The 17,620-nt window shown below is 72.1% G+C and carries 17 protein-coding genes; 10 read left to right on the top strand and 7 right to left on the bottom strand.

Annotated elements, in window-relative coordinates; all coding sequences use genetic code 11:
- The gene (locus tag BMW88_RS14940) at positions 1 to 624 is read left to right on the top strand and encodes a DedA family protein (RefSeq protein ID WP_177221110.1); all 624 of its coding nucleotides are present in this window, start codon (positions 1 to 3) and stop codon (positions 622 to 624) included.
- 33 nt (positions 625 to 657) lie between these two features.
- Here the strand turns inward: BMW88_RS14940 and BMW88_RS14945 are convergent, their stop codons facing one another.
- On the bottom strand, positions 658 to 1,578 hold the full coding sequence (locus BMW88_RS14945; RefSeq protein WP_089951295.1) for a LysR family transcriptional regulator: 921 nt from the start codon (positions 1,576 to 1,578) through the stop codon (positions 658 to 660).
- A gap of 128 nt (positions 1,579 to 1,706) precedes the next feature.
- Between BMW88_RS14945 and BMW88_RS14950 the strand changes: the two genes are divergently transcribed.
- Genes BMW88_RS14950 through BMW88_RS14965 form a run of 4 tightly spaced genes read left to right on the top strand, consistent with a single transcriptional unit; the run spans position 1,707 to position 5,422 of the window.
- Positions 1,707 to 2,828, top strand: a complete 1,122-nt coding sequence (locus BMW88_RS14950) for an FAD-dependent oxidoreductase (protein ID WP_089951296.1) — start codon at positions 1,707 to 1,709, stop codon at positions 2,826 to 2,828.
- A complete protein-coding gene (locus tag BMW88_RS14955) occupies positions 2,825 to 4,600 on the top strand; it encodes a CocE/NonD family hydrolase (protein WP_089951297.1) in 1,776 nt (591 codons plus the stop codon). Before BMW88_RS14950 ends, BMW88_RS14955 begins: the two co-directional genes overlap by 4 nt.
- The gene (locus BMW88_RS14960; protein ID WP_089951298.1) at positions 4,597 to 5,082 is read left to right on the top strand and encodes a nuclear transport factor 2 family protein; all 486 of its coding nucleotides are present in this window, start codon (positions 4,597 to 4,599) and stop codon (positions 5,080 to 5,082) included. The genes BMW88_RS14955 and BMW88_RS14960 overlap by 4 nt, the downstream gene beginning before the upstream one ends.
- 25 nt (positions 5,083 to 5,107) lie before the next feature.
- A complete protein-coding gene (locus BMW88_RS14965) occupies positions 5,108 to 5,422 on the top strand; it encodes an NIPSNAP family protein (protein WP_089951299.1) in 315 nt (104 codons plus the stop codon).
- A 50-nt stretch (positions 5,423 to 5,472) separates the two neighbouring features.
- Here BMW88_RS14965 and BMW88_RS14970 read toward each other — a convergent pair whose 3' ends face one another.
- The 3 genes from BMW88_RS14970 to BMW88_RS14980 form a co-directional block, all read right to left on the bottom strand.
- Positions 5,473 to 6,615 (bottom strand): carboxylate-amine ligase, encoded by a 1,143-nt coding sequence (locus tag BMW88_RS14970; RefSeq protein ID WP_089951300.1) that lies wholly within the window; start codon positions 6,613 to 6,615, stop codon positions 5,473 to 5,475.
- 209 nt (positions 6,616 to 6,824) lie between these two features.
- On the bottom strand, positions 6,825 to 7,214 hold the full coding sequence (locus BMW88_RS14975; RefSeq protein ID WP_089951301.1) for a VOC family protein: 390 nt from the start codon (positions 7,212 to 7,214) through the stop codon (positions 6,825 to 6,827).
- Between the two features lies 1 nt (position 7,215).
- A complete protein-coding gene (locus BMW88_RS14980) occupies positions 7,216 to 7,938 on the bottom strand; it encodes a metalloregulator ArsR/SmtB family transcription factor (protein ID WP_089951302.1) in 723 nt (240 codons plus the stop codon).
- Between the two features lie 77 nt (positions 7,939 to 8,015).
- Between BMW88_RS14980 and BMW88_RS14985 the strand changes: the two genes are divergently transcribed.
- The 3 genes from BMW88_RS14985 to BMW88_RS14995 all read left to right on the top strand — a co-directional run bounded on the left by BMW88_RS14985 (position 8,016) and on the right by BMW88_RS14995 (position 10,617).
- Entirely contained in the window at positions 8,016 to 9,296 is a 1,281-nt protein-coding gene (locus BMW88_RS14985; RefSeq protein WP_089951303.1) for an APC family permease, read from the top strand.
- A 528-nt stretch (positions 9,297 to 9,824) separates the two neighbouring features.
- Complete coding sequence (locus tag BMW88_RS14990) at positions 9,825 to 10,196, top strand: MerR family transcriptional regulator (RefSeq protein WP_089951304.1); 372 nt, start codon at positions 9,825 to 9,827, stop codon at positions 10,194 to 10,196.
- Positions 10,197 to 10,413: 217 nt separating this feature from the next.
- A complete protein-coding gene (locus tag BMW88_RS14995) occupies positions 10,414 to 10,617 on the top strand; it encodes a cold-shock protein (protein ID WP_089951305.1) in 204 nt (67 codons plus the stop codon).
- Between the two features lie 125 nt (positions 10,618 to 10,742).
- Here the strand turns inward: BMW88_RS14995 and BMW88_RS15000 are convergent, their stop codons facing one another.
- Positions 10,743 to 11,954, bottom strand: a complete 1,212-nt coding sequence (locus BMW88_RS15000; protein WP_089951306.1) for a PP2C family protein-serine/threonine phosphatase — start codon at positions 11,952 to 11,954, stop codon at positions 10,743 to 10,745.
- A 219-nt stretch (positions 11,955 to 12,173) separates the two neighbouring features.
- On the opposite strand from BMW88_RS15000, the gene BMW88_RS15005 reads away from it, so the two are divergent.
- On the top strand, positions 12,174 to 13,010 hold the full coding sequence (locus BMW88_RS15005; protein WP_089951307.1) for an alpha/beta fold hydrolase: 837 nt from the start codon (positions 12,174 to 12,176) through the stop codon (positions 13,008 to 13,010).
- On the opposite strand, the gene BMW88_RS15010 is transcribed toward BMW88_RS15005, so the two are convergent.
- On the bottom strand, positions 13,007 to 13,519 hold the full coding sequence (locus BMW88_RS15010; RefSeq protein ID WP_089951361.1) for a hypothetical protein: 513 nt from the start codon (positions 13,517 to 13,519) through the stop codon (positions 13,007 to 13,009). The genes BMW88_RS15005 and BMW88_RS15010 overlap by 4 nt on opposite strands.
- A gap of 80 nt (positions 13,520 to 13,599) precedes the next feature.
- Positions 13,600 to 14,322, bottom strand: a complete 723-nt coding sequence (locus BMW88_RS15015) for an MgtC/SapB family protein (RefSeq protein WP_089951308.1) — start codon at positions 14,320 to 14,322, stop codon at positions 13,600 to 13,602.
- 279 nt (positions 14,323 to 14,601) lie between these two features.
- Between BMW88_RS15015 and BMW88_RS15020 the strand changes: the two genes are divergently transcribed.
- On the top strand, positions 14,602 to 17,619 hold the full coding sequence (locus BMW88_RS15020) for a substrate-binding domain-containing protein (protein ID WP_143116080.1): 3,018 nt from the start codon (positions 14,602 to 14,604) through the stop codon (positions 17,617 to 17,619).
- Position 17,620 lies beyond the last annotated feature (1 nt).

Here is a 17,620-nt window from a genome sequence, read left to right on the forward strand (position 1 = left end):
GTGATCGACTGGCTGCGGCTCGCCGAGTCGCTCATCTCCTCACCGTGGCTGTACGCCGTGCTCATCGCGGTGTCCTTCCTGGACTCCTTCCTGCCCCTGATCCCGAGCGAGCCCGTCGTGATCGTCGCCGGTGTCTACGCCGCCACCGGGCAGACGAACATCGTGCTCGCCATCGCCGCCACGACGCTCGGCGCGTTCCTCGGCGACCTGGTCCCCTACAGCATCGGGCGGCTGCTCGGCACCCGCGTGCTCAAGCGGATGCCACCCGGCACCAAACGCCGTGCCGCCCACGACTGGTTCACCCGCGAGCTCGACGCCCGCGGTGGGTTCATCCTGGTGAGCACGCGGTTCATCCCGGTCGGCCGCTACCTGGCGACCCTGTCCACCGGCCTCGTCGGCTTCCCGCTGGCCAAGTACCTGATGTTCATCGCGTTCGCCACGACCTCCTGGAGCGCCTACACCGCGCTCACCGGCTACCTCGGCGGAGTCCTGTTCCAGGACAACGCGCTGCTGGGGATGGCCGTCGGCATCGGGCTCGCGTTCGTGGTGACCGGGTTCATCGAGGTCGTGCGCCGCCTGCGCCAGCGCGCGAACGCCGTCGCGCCGGACCCCGTCGCCGACTGACGGGCCCTGTCGCCGCGGAGGGCGCCGAGCGGATCACGTCCGCTCGGCGCCCTTCGCGGCGACGGCCATGATGTGCCGGGTGCGCTCGCGCAGGAGCTGGTGCGTGCGGTCGTGGTGGTTGCGCGGGTGCCACGCCATGCTGATCGTCACCGGCGGCAGCTCCACCGGGATCGTGAACGTGCGCAGGCCGAGCGTGTCCAGCATCGGCCGGCCCAGCCCGGCGGGAGCCACGCACACGACATCGGTCTCGCGGACCAGGAACATCGCGCTCGCGAACGTCGGGACCACGACCGCCACGCGCCGGCGCAGCCCCAGGCCGGTGAGCTGGTCGTCGATCGGGCCGCGGGCCCGGCCGCGCCGGGACACGACGATGTGGTCGGCCGCGGCGAACCGTTGCGGCGTCACGGTTCTCGCCTTGGCGAGCGGGTGGTCCGGCCGCACCACGCCGATCAGCGTCTCGGTGACCAGCGTCTCCGAGTGGATCTCCGGGTCGACCGGGCGGATGCTGCCGATCTCCAGGTCCAGCAGGCCTTCCCGCAGGGCGGGGGTGTCCTCGAGGTTCTCCGGCCGCAGGCGCAGCGAGATGCCGGGGGCCTGCACCCGCAGGTCGTCGATGAGCGACGGGATGAACGTCGTGGACAGCATGTCGGTGACCTGCAGGTCGAACATGCGCACCGCGGTCCGCGGATCGGCGGTGGTGGGCGGCGCGAACAGCGCCCGCGCCCTGGCGGCGACGGCGTGCACCTCACCGCGCAGTTCCAGGGCCCGCGGCGTGGGCACGAGGTCGCGTCCGGCCCGCACGAGCAACGGGTCGCCGAAGGCCCGGCGCAGCCGCGCCAGGGTCCGGCTCATCGCCGGAGCCGAGGTGTGCAGCCTGGCCGCGGCCTTGGTCACGCTGTTCTCGGCGAGCAGCGCGTCCAACGCCTCGATCAGGTTCAGGTCGATGTGGTCCACCTCCCGATTATCACCTGCGAAATGCCTCAGTACCAGAGTTGCACTGGTGTTAATCGGCGTTCGCTCCTAGCGTCGGTGACGACAGCGGAAAACGCGGTGAAAACCAGGAACAGGACGGGGATCGACTGATGCGGGCTGTGGTGATCGGTGCCGGAATCGTGGGGCTGACGACGGGACTCGCACTGCGCCGAGCCGGGGCCGAGGTGGTGATCTGCGAGCAGGCGCCGGAGATCCGCGCCGCCGGCGCCGGGCTGGGGCTCTGGGCCAACGCGCTGGCGGTGTACGACGAGCTCGGCATCGGCGAGCAGGTGCGCGCCATCGGCAAACCCAGCGAGATGTACTTCCACGACTCCGCCGGGCGGCTGCTCGACACGCCGGAGTTCGGCGTCGAGGACCACCGGTACCTGCTGGTGCACCGGGCGAAGCTCAACGACCTGCTCGCCGATGCCGTGGGACGCGAGAACATCCGCCTGGGCACCGGCTTCCTCGAGTACCGGGAGCACGCGAACCACGTCGCGGTCACGTTGTCCGACGGCAGCACCGAGGAAGCGGACGTGCTCGTCGGTGCGGACGGGGCGTACTCGGCGGTGCGCGCACAACTGGTGCCCGGCACCCCGGCACAGGAACACGTCGGCCACCACGCCTGGCGCGCGGTCATCCCGGCCGCCGGCATCACGGTGCTGCGCAACCGCCTCATCCTCGGTTCCCACGGGTGCCGGGGCGGGTACGTGCGCACCCACGACGGCAGCGTCTACTGGCTGGTGAACCAGTTCAAGTCGCCGCCGCTGACCGGCACCCGCAAGCAGCAGGCCATGGAGCGCGCCCGCCACCTCGAGGACGAGGGCGAGGACGGCATCCTGGCCGACCTGATCGACGCGACGCCGGAAGAGCTGATCCTGCACAACCAGATCATGGTCGTGCCCCCGCTGCCGCACTGGGTGTCGGCGCGGGTCGCGCTCGCCGGGGACTCGGCGCACGCGATGTCCCCGCACATCACCGCCGGCGCGACGCTGGGCATCGAGGACGCCGCCGTGCTCAGCCACCTGCTCGGGTCCACCGGCGACGTGCCCGCCGCCCTCGCCGCCTACGAGGCCGCGCAGATCCCGCGCTACGCCCACGTCGCCGAGCTGTCCGCGGCGGTCGAGCACTCGCCAACGCCGGCGGAGTTCGCGCACCACTACGCCGCGTTCAGCCACTGGATGATCACCCAGCGGCCCCGGCACCTCGCGCGGAACCAGGTGGGAGCATGACGTTCCGCGTGGACGTGGACGAGGCGGTGCCGATGCGCGACGGGATCGCGCTCGCCACCAACGTGTGGCGGCCGGAGGGGCCGGGGCCGTTCCCCGTCCTGCTGGTCCGCACCCCCTACGGCAAGGACGACGCCGGAACGTACGGGAACCCGAAGCTGCCGGACGTGTTCGCCTTCGTGGCGGCCGGGTACGCGGTGGTGGCGCAGGACGTCCGCGGCACGTCCCGATCGCCCGGGACGTTCGTGCCGAACGCCCACGAGGGCGACGACGGCGCGGACACCCTGACGTGGCTGGCGGAACAGCCTTGGTGCGACGGCACGGTCGGCATGTGGGGCGGGTCCTACATGGGGTTCACGCAGTGGCTCGCGGCGGTGCGCGACACACCGGCCCTGCGCGCGATAGCGCCGGTGATGAGTTCCGCGGACCTGTACGGGGCGCCGTGGTACTCGCCCGGTGGTGCGTTGTCGCAGGACGCCGTGCTGACGTGGGGCACGCTTTCGGCTCTGCGCAACCTGCGCCGCTCTCTCGCCGACGGCCACGGCGACCCGGCCGACGTGCAGGCGCTGCTGTCCGGTGTGGACGATCCGCGGCGGCTGCACGACCCGCTGCCGCTCGCCGGACGCGACGCGGTGACCCGCCACCTGCCGTGGCTGGGAGACGTGCTCGGCCACCCGGAACGCGACGCGTTCTGGCAGGAGGTCGCCGCGATCGACCGCTGCGGCAGCATCACCGTCCCGGCGCTGCAAGTCGGTGGCTGGTACGACGTGTTCATCGGCGAAACGGTGCGGTCGTACACGATGATGCGCCGCCACGGTGGCAGCGCCGCGGCCCGTGACGGCCAGCGGTTGGTCATCGGTCCCTGGAGCCACCCCGACGGAGCCGACCTCGGCACCTTCCCCGATCGGTCGTTCGGCCTCGCGGGCAGCATCAAGGCCGCCGACGTCACCGGCGAGCACCTGAGGTTCTTCGACCGCTGGGTGCGCGGCCGGACCGACATCCCCGAGGACACCCACCGGGTCCGGATCTTCGTCATGGGCGTCGACCGGTGGCGCGACGAGGTGGACTGGCCGCTGCCCGGCACCCGCTACACCGACTTCTTCCTCACCGGGGACGGCCGCGCCAACACCGCCGGCGGCGACGGTGTCCTGACGCGCGAGGCCGCGCGGGCCGAGGCGGTGGACACGTTCCGCTACGACCCGCGCCGGCCGGTGCCGACCCTGGGCGGCACCGTGCTGGCCGGCGCGCCCGGCACCTACCCCGGACCGGCCGACCAGGCGGCGGTCGAGGCGCGGGAGGACGTGCTGTGCTTCACCACCGCCGTCCTCGACCGCCCGGTCGAGGTCACCGGCCACGTCACCCTGGTGCTGCACGTCTCCACGTCGGCGGCGGACACCGACTTCACCGGCAAGCTCGTCGACGTGCACCCCGACGGCAGGGCGATCCTGCTGTGCGAAGGCATCCAGCGCCTCCGCTACCGCGACTCACTGACCGAACCGGCTCTCGTGGAGCCGGGTGCGGTGCACGAGGTGGCCATCGACCTGTGCGTCACGTCGAACGTCTTCCTGCCGGGGCACCGCATCCGGCTGGAGGTCTCCAGCAGCAACTTCCCCCGCTACGACCGCAACACCAACACGGGCGGGACGATCGCCACCGACACCGAGGACGACCTCACCGTCGCGGTGAACCGGGTCCACCACGGACCGTCCCGTCCCAGCCGCCTGGTGCTGCCACTGGTCGAACGCGACGACGCACGAGCGGAGGTACCGGCGTGAGGACGCTGGAAGAACTGGCCGACAGGGCTGCTGTGGCCGAGGTCGTCGCGGGGCTCGCCCACGCGCAGGACGACCGCGACTGGGCCGCGCTGCGGCGGCTGTTCGCCGACGAGGTGCTGCTGGACCTGTCGACCCACCACTTCGGCAGGCCGCCCGCGACCACGCCCGCCGCGGACCTGGTCGAGCTGGCGCGCACGACCCTGGACGGCTTCGACTCCACCCACCACGCGGCCTCGAACCTGCAGACGCGGCTGTCGGGCGACGACGCCGAGTGCCGCGCGCACGTGGTCGCCTACCACCACGTTCCCGCCGGTCCCGGTGTCGTCGACCACTGCACGATGCGGGGGTACTGGCAGCTCTCGCTGCGCAGAACCGCCGGACGCTGGCTGATCACCCGCTGGGCGGTGGTGCGCACCTGCCCGTGGGAGGGGTCCCCGGACGTCTACGCGCTCGCCGCCGAACGCGCCGCGCACAGGTCCTGACGGCTGCCGCCGAGGAGAGACAACGATGTTCTACGAGATCCGCACGGAACACGCGCGCGCCGGGCTCGGCGCCGAACTGGCCCAGTACATGGACGAGACGGTCATCCCCCTGCACCAGGAGATGGGGATGACCGTGGTCGGCTCCTTCACCGCGGTCGGCGACGACGACACGTTCGTCTGGATCCGGCGCTTCGAGGACGCCGCGGACCGCGAGCGCGTCCTCGCCGCCGTCCACGGCCATCCCCGGTGCGGTGCCGTCGCCGACACCGTCTCAGCGCTTGCAGGAAGGGCCGCGTCCACCGTGCGGCTGGAACCGACACCGGGGTCCGGGCTCCGCTGAGCCGGCGGACCGGCCCTTCCCGGAAGCAGCGAACCCGGGAAGCGGCGACCTCAGGAAGCGGTGGTCTCGCGGGGTTCGGCGCGGTCCGCGTTGTCGATGTCGAGCAGGCTCAGCAGCGGTTCCACCTGACCGCCGCGGAACACGCGGCGCTGGCGGTCCGCGCCACTGCCCTCGCTGTCCAGCAGCCGCAGACCCCGTTGCACGGCAGGCAGATCACCGTTGGCCTCCAGCACCGGGGTCAGCTGCCGCACCAGGTCGTCGAGCTGGCTGCGCAGCGGCCGCGCCTCGCCGGAGAACACGTCGAGGGTGCTGCCCCGCAGGCCTTCGTTGGCGGCACCCCAGCAGGCCTGCCGCAGCGTCTCCTGGGGAACCGGCTCCGCCTGCACACCGCGGCCGACGTCGACGACCGCCCGCGCGACCAGGGCGCGGACGAGCGCCGCGAGCAGCACCGCGTCGTCCACGGTCGCCGCGACGTCCGAGACCCGCACCTCCACGGTCGGCAGTTCGGTCGCGGGCCGGACGTCCCAGTAGACCATCGCCCGGTCCAGCGCGGTGCCGGCCTCGATCATGGTGTCGCAGACTTCCTCGTAGTGCTGCCACGAGGTGAAGACCGGCGGCGGGCCGGAGACGGGCCAGCGCGACCACACCGTGGACCGCCAGCTCGCGAAGCCGGTGTCCTCACCGCCCGAGAACGGCGAGTTCGCGGTCACGGCGGCCAGCACGGGCAGCCACGGCCGCACGTGGTTGCACACCTGCACGGCGGTCTCCCGGTCCGGCACGGCGACGTGGACGTGACACCCGCAGATCAGCTGCTGCTCGGCCAGCGCGCCGAACTCGCGGGCGATCCGCCGGTACCGCAGGCTGTCCGTGATCTCACCCGTCGCGTCGCCGAGCGGGGGTGCGCCGACGGCGACCACCCGGCACCCGGCCGCCCTGGCGGCCTCCGCCACCACGCGCCGCGTCTCGACCAGCTCGCGGCGCGCCTGCTCGACGTCGGCGCACACCGAGGTGTTGATCTCCACCTGCGCTCCGGTCAGCTCGTGCTCCAGCTCGAGGCCGAGCTGCTCACGCGCGACGGCGACCACGTCGTCCGCCCGGTTGACCGGGACGCCGGTCACCGGGTCCACCAGGAGGAACTCCTCCTCCACACCGACCGTCGGGCACCAGACGTCGTTCGATGGCGCCTTCTCCACGTCTCACCACCCTGCTCATCGCGCCGACTCGCGCTGCGGGGAAATCCGGACCCGCCAAGTACCCGCGTTGTGCCAGAAGGAAACATCGCCCGCGTCCGGATCCGCCGCCACGGCGGGTCGTCCCGCGGACCGGGCCGGGCGGAGCCGCCACCTCTATCAAGTCCACAGTGGACATACGAACCGGACTGCCCGGGAGTGCTCCCGCGGCGTCAGGCGGCGGGCTGGAACAGCTCGACCGGGTTGCCGGACGGGTCGTCGAGCACGATCTGCCGCCCGCCGGGACCGGTGACGACGTCGCTGCGGAAGTGGACACCGGCGCGGCGCAACCGGGCCACCTCGGCCTCGACGTCGTCGACGATCAGGTGGATGCGGTTCCAGCCGCCGGGTCCCGGTCGCACGCCGTCGGGCATCGGCCGGCCGGCGGAGCTCGCCGGACCGCTCAGCAGCAGCCGCAGGTTGCCGCGCACCACGTCCGCGAACGCGGGGCCGAAGTCGGTGCGCACGGTGAACCCGAGGTGCTCGGTGTAGAAGGCGAGCGCGGAAGCGACGTCGTCGACGAGGTAGCGCACGCTCACGAGCTCGGCCGGATCGGTGGTCATGTCAGCTCTCCTGGTGGACGGGGAGGAACCGGATGCGGCTGACGAGCTCCGCGGCCGTCCGCCGGAAGGCCGGGTAGGACTCGGAGCCGGTGCCGCCCTCGCGGGCCGGGTCGGGGATGCTCCAGTGGACCAGCCGGGGCGTGCCGGGGAACTCGGGCAGGACCTCGCGCACCCGGTCGCACAGGGTCACCACGAGGTCGAACCGGTTGCGGCGCACAGTGTCCAGGTGCGCCGGCTCGTGCCGCAGGTCGACGCCGTACTCGGCGACCGCCCGGACGGCGTTGGGGTGCAACGCTTTCGGATGGCTGCCGGCGCTCGTCACCGAGACGCGGCCGCCCGCGCGGTGCCGCAACAGCGCCTCGGCCATCGGCGACCGGCCGCTGTTCCCGGTGCACAGGAAGAGCACCCGCGAGCGAGCCGGTGGCGCGGCCTGGCCGGTGAGGCCGGGGTGCAGCGCCGCGCCGGCGTCCGCCCACGTGCGGGCGCACCGCTCCAGATCGAGGTGGTAGTAGGTGTCCCGCCCGTCGAAGCTGCTCCTGCGCGCCGTCACCAGACCCGCGTCCCGAAGCTGCCGCAGGTGGTAGGAGACGAGGTTCTGCGGCTGCCCGGCCGCGGCCACCAGCTCGCGGACCCGGCGGTCGCCGGCGGCGAGCTCACGCGCCAGCCGCCACCGCAGCGGATCGCTCAACAGCCGCAGGAACAGCGGCACGGCCTCAGTCGACATCCCCCGACAATACATCAATCCAGCTTGATGTAACCTCCCGCACACAGACGAAATGCGCGACGAGCGGAAGGACGACCGTGACCTCTGCACGGGACAACGGCGCACCACCCCGGCTGGCACGGCGGCTGGGCACCGGCAGCGCAGTTGTGGTCGGCCTCGGATCGATGATCGGCGCAGGGGTGTTCGCCGCGTTCGCGCCGGCGGCCCGCGCCGCCGGTGCCGGTCTGCTGATCGGCCTCGCGATCGCCGCGGTGGTCGCCTACTGCAACGCGACGTCCTCGGCGCGGCTGGCCGCGCGCTACCCGCAGTCGGGAGGCACCTACGTCTACGGACGGGAACGGCTCGGCCCGTTCTGGGGCTACCTGGCCGGGTGGGGTTTCGTGGTCGGCAAGACCGCGTCGTGCGCCGCGATGGCGCTGACCGTCGCCGCCTACGCGCTGCCGGACGCGGGACGCCCGGCCCGCACCGCGCTCGCGGTCGCCGCCGTCCTCGCCCTGACCGCGCTCAACTACCGGGGCGTGCAGAAGTCCGTCGGCCTCACCAGGATCATCGTCACGATCACGCTGGTCGTGCTCGCCCTCGCCGTGACGGCCTCGTTCACCGGCGGCACGGCGGGCACCGCCCACCTCCAGCCGTTCCCCGGCAGCGGCGGAGCCAGCGGCGTCCTGCAGTCGGCCGGCCTGCTGTTCTTCGCGTTCGCGGGGTACGCGCGCATCGCCACCCTCGGCGAGGAGGTCCGCGATCCGCACCGCACGATCCCCCGCGCCATCCCGATCGCCCTGGGCATCACGCTCGTCGTCTACGCGACGGTCGCCGTCGCGGTGCTGGCCGCGCTCGGCCCGGAGCGGCTCGCCGCCGCCACCGACCCGCTGGCCGCCGCGGTGGCCGGGGGCTCGTGGTCGTGGCTGACCCCCGTCGTGCGCGTCGGCGCCGCCGTGGCCGCTCTCGGGTCGTTGCTCGCCCTCGTGCTCGGCGTCTCGCGCACCACGCTGGCGATGGCGCGCGACGGGCACCTGCCGCGCGCGCTCAGCGTGGTCCACCCGAAGTTCGGGGTGCCCCACCACGCCGAGATCGCCGTCGGCATCGCGGTCGCGGTCCTCGTCAGCGTGGTCGACCTGCGCGGAGCGATCGGCTTCTCGTCGTTCGCCGTGCTCGCCTACTACGCCGTCGCCAACGCCTCCGCGTGGACGCTCACCGCGGAGGAAGGCCGCCCGCCGCGGTTCGTGCCCGTGGTCGGGTTCCTCGGCTGCCTGCTGCTGGCGTTCACGCTGCCCACCTCCTCGGTGCTGGCCGGTTCGGCGGTGCTCGCGCTCGGCGCGGCGGTCTGGGGTCTTCGCCGGAGGTTCTCGGCCGCCTGATCGGGTGCAGCCGCCAGGCTGCCGTGACCAGCGCAGACCTGTCGAGCACGCACGTCTTCGTCACCCGTTCGAGAAAACCTCCAGTGGCGGAGGTAGACATTCGCGTCCGACTGGGGGTAGTGTCCTTCACGTAGCGAGAAAGAGATCGTCGTATCGGCACGGGAGATGACGAACTACCCGTGAGCAGGACGAGTCGGCGGATGTGAGACCCGGCGCAGCACGAGGCCGGCGCCGACAGGTGTACGAGAAGAAGAGAAGAAGTCAGTACCAGAGGAGAAGGGAAGGGTTGCACACCATCGGATCGCCCACCTCCGGCTGAAAGCGGGCCGGGTGGGTACCGCAGTTCCATCGAGATTGGCAGGTGGTCTCCGGTTACGCACAAGCAACGATCCCCGCAGTTCCCGCCTTCGTCGCGGGTCGTGCGGACACAGGAACCCGATCTCACGATCGGTTGATGGAAGTGAAACCCGCAAACCCTTGGGGCCCCGGTGCTTTCCGCACCGGGGCCCCTCGTGATGCGGAGGCGCGATGAACCCTGAAACACCCCAGCCGGACTCCACCGAGCCGCACACCGCCGCGGACAAGTTCGACGACGACCACTACCCCGCCTACACGATGGGGCGCGCCGCGGAGATGCTCGGCACCACCGCCGCGTTCCTGCGGACCCTCGACGAGGCGAAGCTCATCGAGCCGCAGCGCTCCCCCGGCGGGCACCGCCGCTACTCCCGCTGTCAGCTACGCCTGGCGGCCCGCGTCCGCAAGCTGGTCGACGAGGGCATCGGTCTCGACGCCGCCTGCCGCATCGTCACGCTGGAGGACCAGCTCGAGGAAGCCCGGAACCTCAACACCCGGCCGCCGGCGTCACCCGAAGGGCCCTACCCGCCTCTGCGAGGCGTGTGACCGTCGCAGGTCAGCCACCGTCGTCGACGACACTCCCGCGCCCGGCTGTCGGTCGCGGGCCGGAGGGTGTAGCGTGGTGGTATCAGTCATGGTTACGAAGTACCGTTCGCCCGTGATCACGTGTCACGGGCGTTTTGCTGTTCAACGCCTTCGTGGCCATGACCGATCACCTTTGGCTCCGCATCGTGTGGGTGCCGTTTCATGCTTGGAGTGCAACATGGCCACCGGAACCGTCAAGTGGTTCAACGCTGAAAAGGGCTTCGGCTTCATCGAACAGGACGGCGGGGGCGCCGACGTGTTCGTCCACTACTCGAACATCGCCGCCCAGGGCTACCGCGAGCTCCAGGAGGGCCAGAAGGTCTCCTTCGAGATCACGCAGGGCCAGAAGGGCCCGCAGGCGGACAACGTCGTCCCCTCCTAGTCCCCCTGTGAGCCGCTGATCGACCAGCGGCAGGCGCGGACCACCACCAGAGCCCGGCGGATGTTCTCCTCCGCCGGGCTCTGGTCTGCGCAGCCGCCGCGGATGTCCGCGCCGAGGCGCGAGCGTCACGCGGTGTGGCGGATCGCCACCAGCGCGATGTCGTCCGTCGCCGGCCGGTCGCCGACCATCGTGGCCATCACCTGAGCGCACGCCGCCTCGGCACCCGTCGGGGTCACGGCCAGGCGCAGTCGCTCCAGCCCGGCGTCGAGGTCTTCCCCCCGGCGTTCCACGAGACCGTCGGTGTAGAGCACGACCAGAGCCCCCGGCGGCACCTCGACCTCCGTGCTGCGGCGGCCGGCGCTGCCGAGGTCGAAGCCGATGGGCGGGCCGACGGGAGCGGTGGTGAACCGGGCCTGCTCCCCCGGAACGGCGAGGACCGGCGGCAGGTGCCCGGCCACGGCGAGGCTCATGCGGTGGGTCGTCGTGTCGATGACCGCGTAGGCCACGGTGGCCATCGTCTCGTGTTCGAAGTGGCTGGCTTTCCGGTCGAGCTTGGCGAGCACCTCGGCGGGATCGGAGTAGTCCAGCGCGTAGGCGCGCAACGCGCTCCTGAGCCGTCCCATCACGACAGCGGCCTTCAGCCCGCTGCCGGCGACGTCGCCGATCACCACGCCGATGCGCCCGTCCGGCAGCTTGAACACGTCGTACCAGTCGCCGCCGACACCGCTTTCGGCACCGGCGACGTAGCGGGCCGCCAGGCCCCAGCCCTCGGTGACGGGCAGCCGTGCGGGCAGCAGGCTCTCCTGCAGCATCGAGGCGGCGGCGCGCTCAAACCGCGTCCGGTCGACGTAGACCGCCACCGCGAGGCGATCGGCGATGAGCTGCAACGCCTCCACCTCCTCGTCGGTGAACACGCGCACCGTGGTGCTGCCGACGTGCACGACGCCGATCATCTCGCCCTCGGCGATCATCGGCACACCCAGCAGCACCCGCAGGCCGTGCTCCCACAGCAGCGGGTTGACCACGGTGGACTCGTCGACTCGCTCGATCTGCACCGGTTCCCGGCGCTGCGCCACGCTGCCCGCGAAGCCCTTGCCGACCGGGATGCGCACCCCCTGGAAGACCTCTTCCTCGAAGCCTGAAGTCGCCCTCGCCACGAGCTGCGTGCCGCCGCGGTCCACCAGCAGGACGGTGGCGGTGTCGACCACCAGCAGCTCACGGGCGCGTTCCAGCAGGACCTGGAGGAGCTTGTCGAGGTCGAGCTCCTTGAGCGTCCAGTCCGTCACGACGTTGAGCGCCGCCAGACGGATCGACGAGTTCCTGGCCTCGGCAGCCATTCCGCCTCCGTCCTCCACGTCGTGTGCGCCATGACATTACGTGGTACCCCTGTCAGCTTCCCAACAGCGGTGATCCGGCTCTTCGATCGGGGCCGGAGCCGTGCCGCGACCCCCGGTCGCCCGTCGGGGAAAGCCCTTGCCGGGACAGGCCGTTTGACAGCGTTGGCTAATGGCATTAGCTTTTAGCTAACGAGGTTAGCCACTGTTCCGGAGGACCGCATGACCGAGCACATGACCATCAACGGCAAGACGATCGCCTACGACCTCATCGGACAGGGGCCTCTCGTCGTCCTGGCGCACGGCATCGGCGACAGCCGGCACTCCTACCGCTCCATCGCCCCCGCCCTGGCCCAGCGGGGCTACCGGGTGGCGAACGTCGACATCCGCGGCTGCGGAGACTCCAGCCTCGGCTGGGACGGCTACACCCGCACCGACATCGCGGGCGACCTGGTCGCCCTCGTGCGCCGCCTCGGCGGGCCTGCCGTGATCATCGGCCACTCGATCAGCGGCGGCGCCGCCACCATCGCGGCCGCCACGGCGCCGGACCTCGTCACCGGTCTCATCGAGCTGGCGCCGTTCACCCGCGCGCAGTCGCTCGACCTCCGAGGGCTCCTCGAGGTGAAGCGCTTCCGCGCCGGCTACTTCCAGCTTGCGCAGGTCGTCTTCCGGGGACGGGTGGAGAACTGGAAGAAGTACCTGGACGTGGCCGTGCCGGCCAAGCCGGTCGGCTGGGACGGCGCGCTCGCCCGCATCGAGTCCAAGCTGCGCGAGCCGGGACGGCTGGAGGCCCTGCGGGCCATGGGCAAGAGCGGCGCCGGCGACGCGGGCGCGCAGCTAGCTCACGTCAAGTGCCCCGTCCTCGTCGTCGAGGGCAGCGCCGACCCCGACTGGGCCGACCCGCGCGCCGAAGGCGAGAAGATCATCGCCGACCTGCCGCGGGGCCTGGGCGAGCTCGCGGTCATCGAAGGCGCCGGCCACTACCCGCACGTCCAGACGCCGGACGAGGTCCTCGCGCTCGCACTCCCGTTCCTGGAGAGGACGCTGCCCCGCGCCTAGCCCGGCCGCCTCTCCGCGGCGGTGAGCGCCAGGACGGCGGCGGACTTCGCCGGGTCGAGGAAGCGCAGCCCCATGAAGTTGTCCCCGGTGGTGAACCCCGGCAACGCCCAGATCTCCTCGTAGGGGATGCGGGCGGGCCAGTACCCCCGCAGGCTGTAGACGTTGCTCCACAAGCACTTGCCCGGTTCGGGTGCCCACAGGCGCCGGGCGAACGCTGGCGCGCGGAAGCTGTGTCCCACCTCGCCGATCGCCAGGACGTGCTTGCGCCCGGTGAGCAGCACGACGTCACCGGTGGCCACGGTGTCCATCCGCCGGTCGTGCTTGGCCGTGGCACCCCAGAACCGCGCCCGCCCGTCCGGGTGCAGCGCGTCCAGCCGCTCGAGATCCGCCGGATCCAGCAGGCCGGCGTAGCCGGCGGCCCGGAACGACACCGCGTGGTCCAGGGTGGTCGCCCCGTACCTGCGGGCCTCCGGGGTGCCGTAGGAGGGTTGGATGAAGACCTGCGCCACGGCCACAACATACCCACGGCAGGGCTCGGGCGGCTCGGCTCGTACTGGATCTGCTCGTACTGGATCGACTGGGGCGCCGCTCAGTCGTCCTCGTCGTCCCACCCCGAGTCGCGGGCGTGCACCCGCCACCGCACGCTGGTGATCGACGGTTCCAGCGACAGGCGGCTCACCGCCGACTCCATCTGCTTGTCGTCGCGCTGTTCGGCGGTCAGCGCCGCCCGGACCTCGACCAGGCCACCGCGGTCGGCGTTCGTGCTCTCCACCGACTGCAGGGCGAAGTCCGTGCGCGAGAGCGCCTGGACCAGCAGCGTGCGCACGTGGGCCTCGGCGTCGTCCCTGGTCACCGCGAGGAAGGTGTAGGTGACCGGCGTTTCGCCGCCGGTGTCCGGGCGCCGGTCCATGACGCGGCCGAGCGGGCGGAGCACCAGGTGCACGGCGACCACCACGACGGTTCCCGCGACGGCTTCGAGGTGCAGACCGGCGCCGGCCAGCGCTCCGACCGCGGCCGAGCACCAGAGCGTGGCGGCGGTGTTCAGCCCGCGCACGGTGAGGCCTTCGCGGAGGATGACCCCGCCGCCGAGGAAACCGATGCCCGACACGATCTGGGCGGCGACCCTGGTGGGGTCGGCGGTGTCGCCGGTGAAGCCGTGCGCCGACAGCAGCACGAACAGCGTCGCGCCGGCCGCGACCAGCGCGTTGGTGCGCAGGCCCGCCATGCGGGCGCGGTACTGGCGCTCGATGCCGATCACCGCACCGAGGCCGACGCCCGTGCCGAGGCGCAGCAGCATTTCCGCAGTGGTCATAGTGCGCGTTCCTCGTGTCACGTCGGCCGGGAACCGGTCCACACTGGAGTATCCGATGTGGACTTCACGGGCAACCAGCCATGCGGATGACGTACCACGAAGGGATGATCGCGTGGCGCGACGACGGGTCGAGGAGTCACCGGCGGACGGGGACGATCCACGCCGTGGCCCGCGGGACGAGAGGACCACCGGCCGGTCGACGGGGTGTCATCCACCTCACACGGCGCGTATGATCTGACGCTGGCTCCGACCACCCGAGGAGCCAGGTGTGAGGGGTTCGTGGCAGACGGCGAGGCAATGCGGCCCACCATCGGCATGATCACCGCGGGCCCGCTCATCGAGCTCGCGGGCGAGCAGTGGCAGGGCGTCAGCGACGGCGCGGCCGCGGGCGGCTGCGACCTCGTCTGCTTCGTCGGCACCGAGCTGGCGCACCCGGACCGCCACAAACGGCAGGCCAACGCGGTCTACGACCTCATCGCGCCCGACCGGGTCGACGCGCTCGTCATCTGGACGACGCGGATCAGCCAGCAGATCGGCGAGACCGCGATGCGCGAGTTCGCCGAACGCTACGCGCCGATCCCCATCGTCAGCGTCGAGGCGCACCTGGCGGCCTGGCCGACGGTGCTGATGGACAACCGCGGCGGCATGGACCAGGCGGTCAGCCACCTGGTCGAGGTGCACGGCCACCGGCGGATCGGCTTCGTCCGCGGCCCGCTGGGACACGTCGGCGCGCAGGACCGCTACCGGGGCTACGTGGACGCGCTCACCCGGCACGGCCTGCCGGTCGACCCGGAGCTCGTGACGGCGCCGGCCCCGTCCTGGGACCCCGCCGCCGCGGCGGACGCGGTCGCGATGATGCTGGCCGGGTCCGCGCGGCCGCCGGACGCCTTCGCGGCCGCCAACGACGAGTTCGCGCTGGGCGTCGTGACAGCGGTGCAGGAGGCGGGCCTGCGCACGCCGGAGGACGTGGCGGTCGTCGGGTACGACAACCACACGTGCATCCGCTCCAACGACCTCGGCTACCAGGCCTCCACGCTGCCGGCGTCGGGCCGCGTGCGCCGCCGGGTCAACATCGACGCGGGCACGCCCGCGCTGACGACGGTGCGGGCGCCGTTCCACGAGATGGGGCGCCGGGCCGCCGAGCTCGCGCACGCGTTGGTCCGCGGTGAGCCCGCACCCGCGCTGGAGGTCATTCCCACCGAGCTCGTCGTCCGCCGCTCGTGCGGCTGCATCCCGTCCGGCAACGGCGTCTCGGCACCCACGCACGGCGAGCTCGCCGTGCCGGAGCACGACACCGCCGAGGCGGTCGCCGCGAACCTGCGCCAGGGGCTCGGCCCGAAGTCGGCCGTGCTGCCGGACGGCTGGGCCGAACGCCTGATCGGCCTGTTCATCGACGCCGGCCGGCCGGGAGGCAGCGCCGAGGACTTCCTCGGGTTGTTCGCCGAGCACCTGCGCGACAGCGCACGCGCCGGATGCGCGGCGCAGTCGTGGTGGGCGCCGTTGTTCTACCTGCGCCGGTTCGCGCTCGAACGCGGCACCGACGAGGGCGCCATCGAGGACCTGTGGCTGCGGGTGCAGCTCATGGTGTCGGACGTGGTCGAGCGGGAGCGGACGTTCGAGTACCTCCTGCACGAGCGGCAGGACCAGACCGTGCGCGAGGCCGGCCAGCGGCTGATCGTCTCGCGCGACGTCGCCGAGCTCACCGACGCGCTGGTCGCCGAACTGCCCAGGATGGGCATCCCCGGCTGCCACGTGATGACGTTCGAGTCGACCCCGGAGCGGTCGCGTCCGCTGATGTCGTACGAGAACGGCGAACTGCGGCCGGAGCGCACCGGGTTGTCGTTCCCGTCCACCCGGCTCACCCCCCACCGGGTGGACCGGCCGGTGCCCGGCAACTTCGTGGCCGCCGCGCTCTTCGGGCTCGAGGAGCAGCTCGGGTTCGTGCTGTTCGAGGTGGGCTCGATGCCGGGCTGGGTCTACGAGGCGATCCAGCAGCAGCTCAGCAGTGCGTTGCGCGGCATCAGGATGCTCGAACGGGAACGGCAGGCCCTCGCCGAGGCCGAGCAGGCACGCCGGTCGCTGGAGCTCGCCCACGCCGATCTGGAGGACCGGGTGCGGGAACGCACCGCGGCGCTGGTCGAGGAGATCGCCGAACGCGAGCGGCTGGAGGCGCGGCTGCGGCACGCGCAGAAGATGGAGGCGATCGGCCGCCTCACCGGCGGCATCGCCCACGACTTCAACAACATCCTGACCGTCATCAACGGCAACAGCGAGGCGTTCCTGCGGCGCTGTGCGCCGGACGACCCGCGGCGCCCGGAGATCGAGGACATCCGGCACGCCGGCGAGCGCGCGGCGAACCTGACCCACCAGCTGCTCGCGTTCACCCGCCAGCAGGTCCTGAACCCCGAGTGCGTGGACCTCAACGCGACGATCACCAAGGTGCACGCCATGCTCACCACCCTGGTCGGCGAGGACGTGGAGCTGACGCTGGACCTGCCGGAGCACGTGGCGCCGGTGTGGGCGGACGCCGGGCAGCTCGAGCAGATCGTGTTCAACCTGGCCGCGAACGCCCGTGACGCGATGCCCGGCGGTGGCGTGCTCAGCGTCGCGACGGACAACGTGGTCCTCGACGCCCGCCACACGGGCCGCATCGTCGGAGTGCACCCCGGCGACTACGTGGTGCTCAGGGTCACGGACACCGGCACGGGCATGGACGAGTCGGTGCAGGCGCAGGTCTTCGAGCCGTACTTCACGACGAAGCCCGCGGGCAAGGGCACCGGCCTGGGCCTGGCCACGGTGTTCGGCATCGTGCAGCAGAGCGGCGGCCAGATCGACCTGACCAGCTCCCCCGGCGCGGGCACGACGGTCTCCGTGTACCTGCCCCGCGCGCGGACCTCGACCGCGCCGCAGTCCCGCACCACCGCGCAGCCGTCACCGCGCCGCGGCTCGGAGACCATCCTGCTGGTGGAGGACGACCGCCAGGTGCGCGCGGTGACGCGCCGCTTCCTGGAACGGTCCGGGTACGCGGTCATCGAGGCGCGCCACGGCCTGCAGGCCCTGCAGCTCGTCGACGACCACGACATCGACCTCGTCGTGACCGACGTGGTGATGCCGAAGATGGGCGGACCCGAGCTCGCGGCCACGTTGCGGCGGACCCGGCCGGACGTGGCCGTGCTGTACGTGTCCGGCTACACGACCGACGAGCAGCTCGACGACACGGCGGTCCTGCTCCCCAAGCCGTACGCCGAGGCCGAACTGCTGGACCTGGTCCGCAGGCTGCTCGACCACGCGGGCTGAG

The organism is Lentzea xinjiangensis (assembly GCF_900110955.1).
Taxonomy (GTDB): Bacteria; Actinomycetota; Actinomycetes; order Mycobacteriales; family Pseudonocardiaceae; genus Lentzea; species Lentzea xinjiangensis.

Bases quoted from the DNA above. Each gene is read 5' to 3' on its own strand.
- BMW88_RS14980 (WP_089951302.1), bottom strand. From the start codon at position 7,938: ATGTCGACTGAGGCCGTGCCGCTGTTCCTGCGGCTGTTGAGCGATCCG.
- BMW88_RS14950 (WP_089951296.1), top strand. From the start codon at position 1,707: ATGCGGGCTGTGGTGATCGGTGCCGGAATCGTGGGGCTGACGACGGGA.
- BMW88_RS15015 (WP_089951308.1), bottom strand. From the start codon at position 14,322: ATGACCACTGCGGAAATGCTGCTGCGCCTCGGCACGGGCGTCGGCCTC.
- BMW88_RS15005 (WP_089951307.1), top strand. From the start codon at position 12,174: ATGACCGAGCACATGACCATCAACGGCAAGACGATCGCCTACGACCTC.
- BMW88_RS14965 (WP_089951299.1), top strand. From the start codon at position 5,108: ATGTTCTACGAGATCCGCACGGAACACGCGCGCGCCGGGCTCGGCGCC.
- BMW88_RS15000 (WP_089951306.1), bottom strand. From the start codon at position 11,954: ATGGCTGCCGAGGCCAGGAACTCGTCGATCCGTCTGGCGGCGCTCAAC.
- BMW88_RS14975 (WP_089951301.1), bottom strand. From the start codon at position 7,214: ATGACCACCGATCCGGCCGAGCTCGTGAGCGTGCGCTACCTCGTCGAC.
- BMW88_RS14955 (WP_089951297.1), top strand. From the start codon at position 2,825: ATGACGTTCCGCGTGGACGTGGACGAGGCGGTGCCGATGCGCGACGGG.
- BMW88_RS14990 (WP_089951304.1), top strand. From the start codon at position 9,825: ATGAACCCTGAAACACCCCAGCCGGACTCCACCGAGCCGCACACCGCC.
- BMW88_RS14995 (WP_089951305.1), top strand. From the start codon at position 10,414: ATGGCCACCGGAACCGTCAAGTGGTTCAACGCTGAAAAGGGCTTCGGC.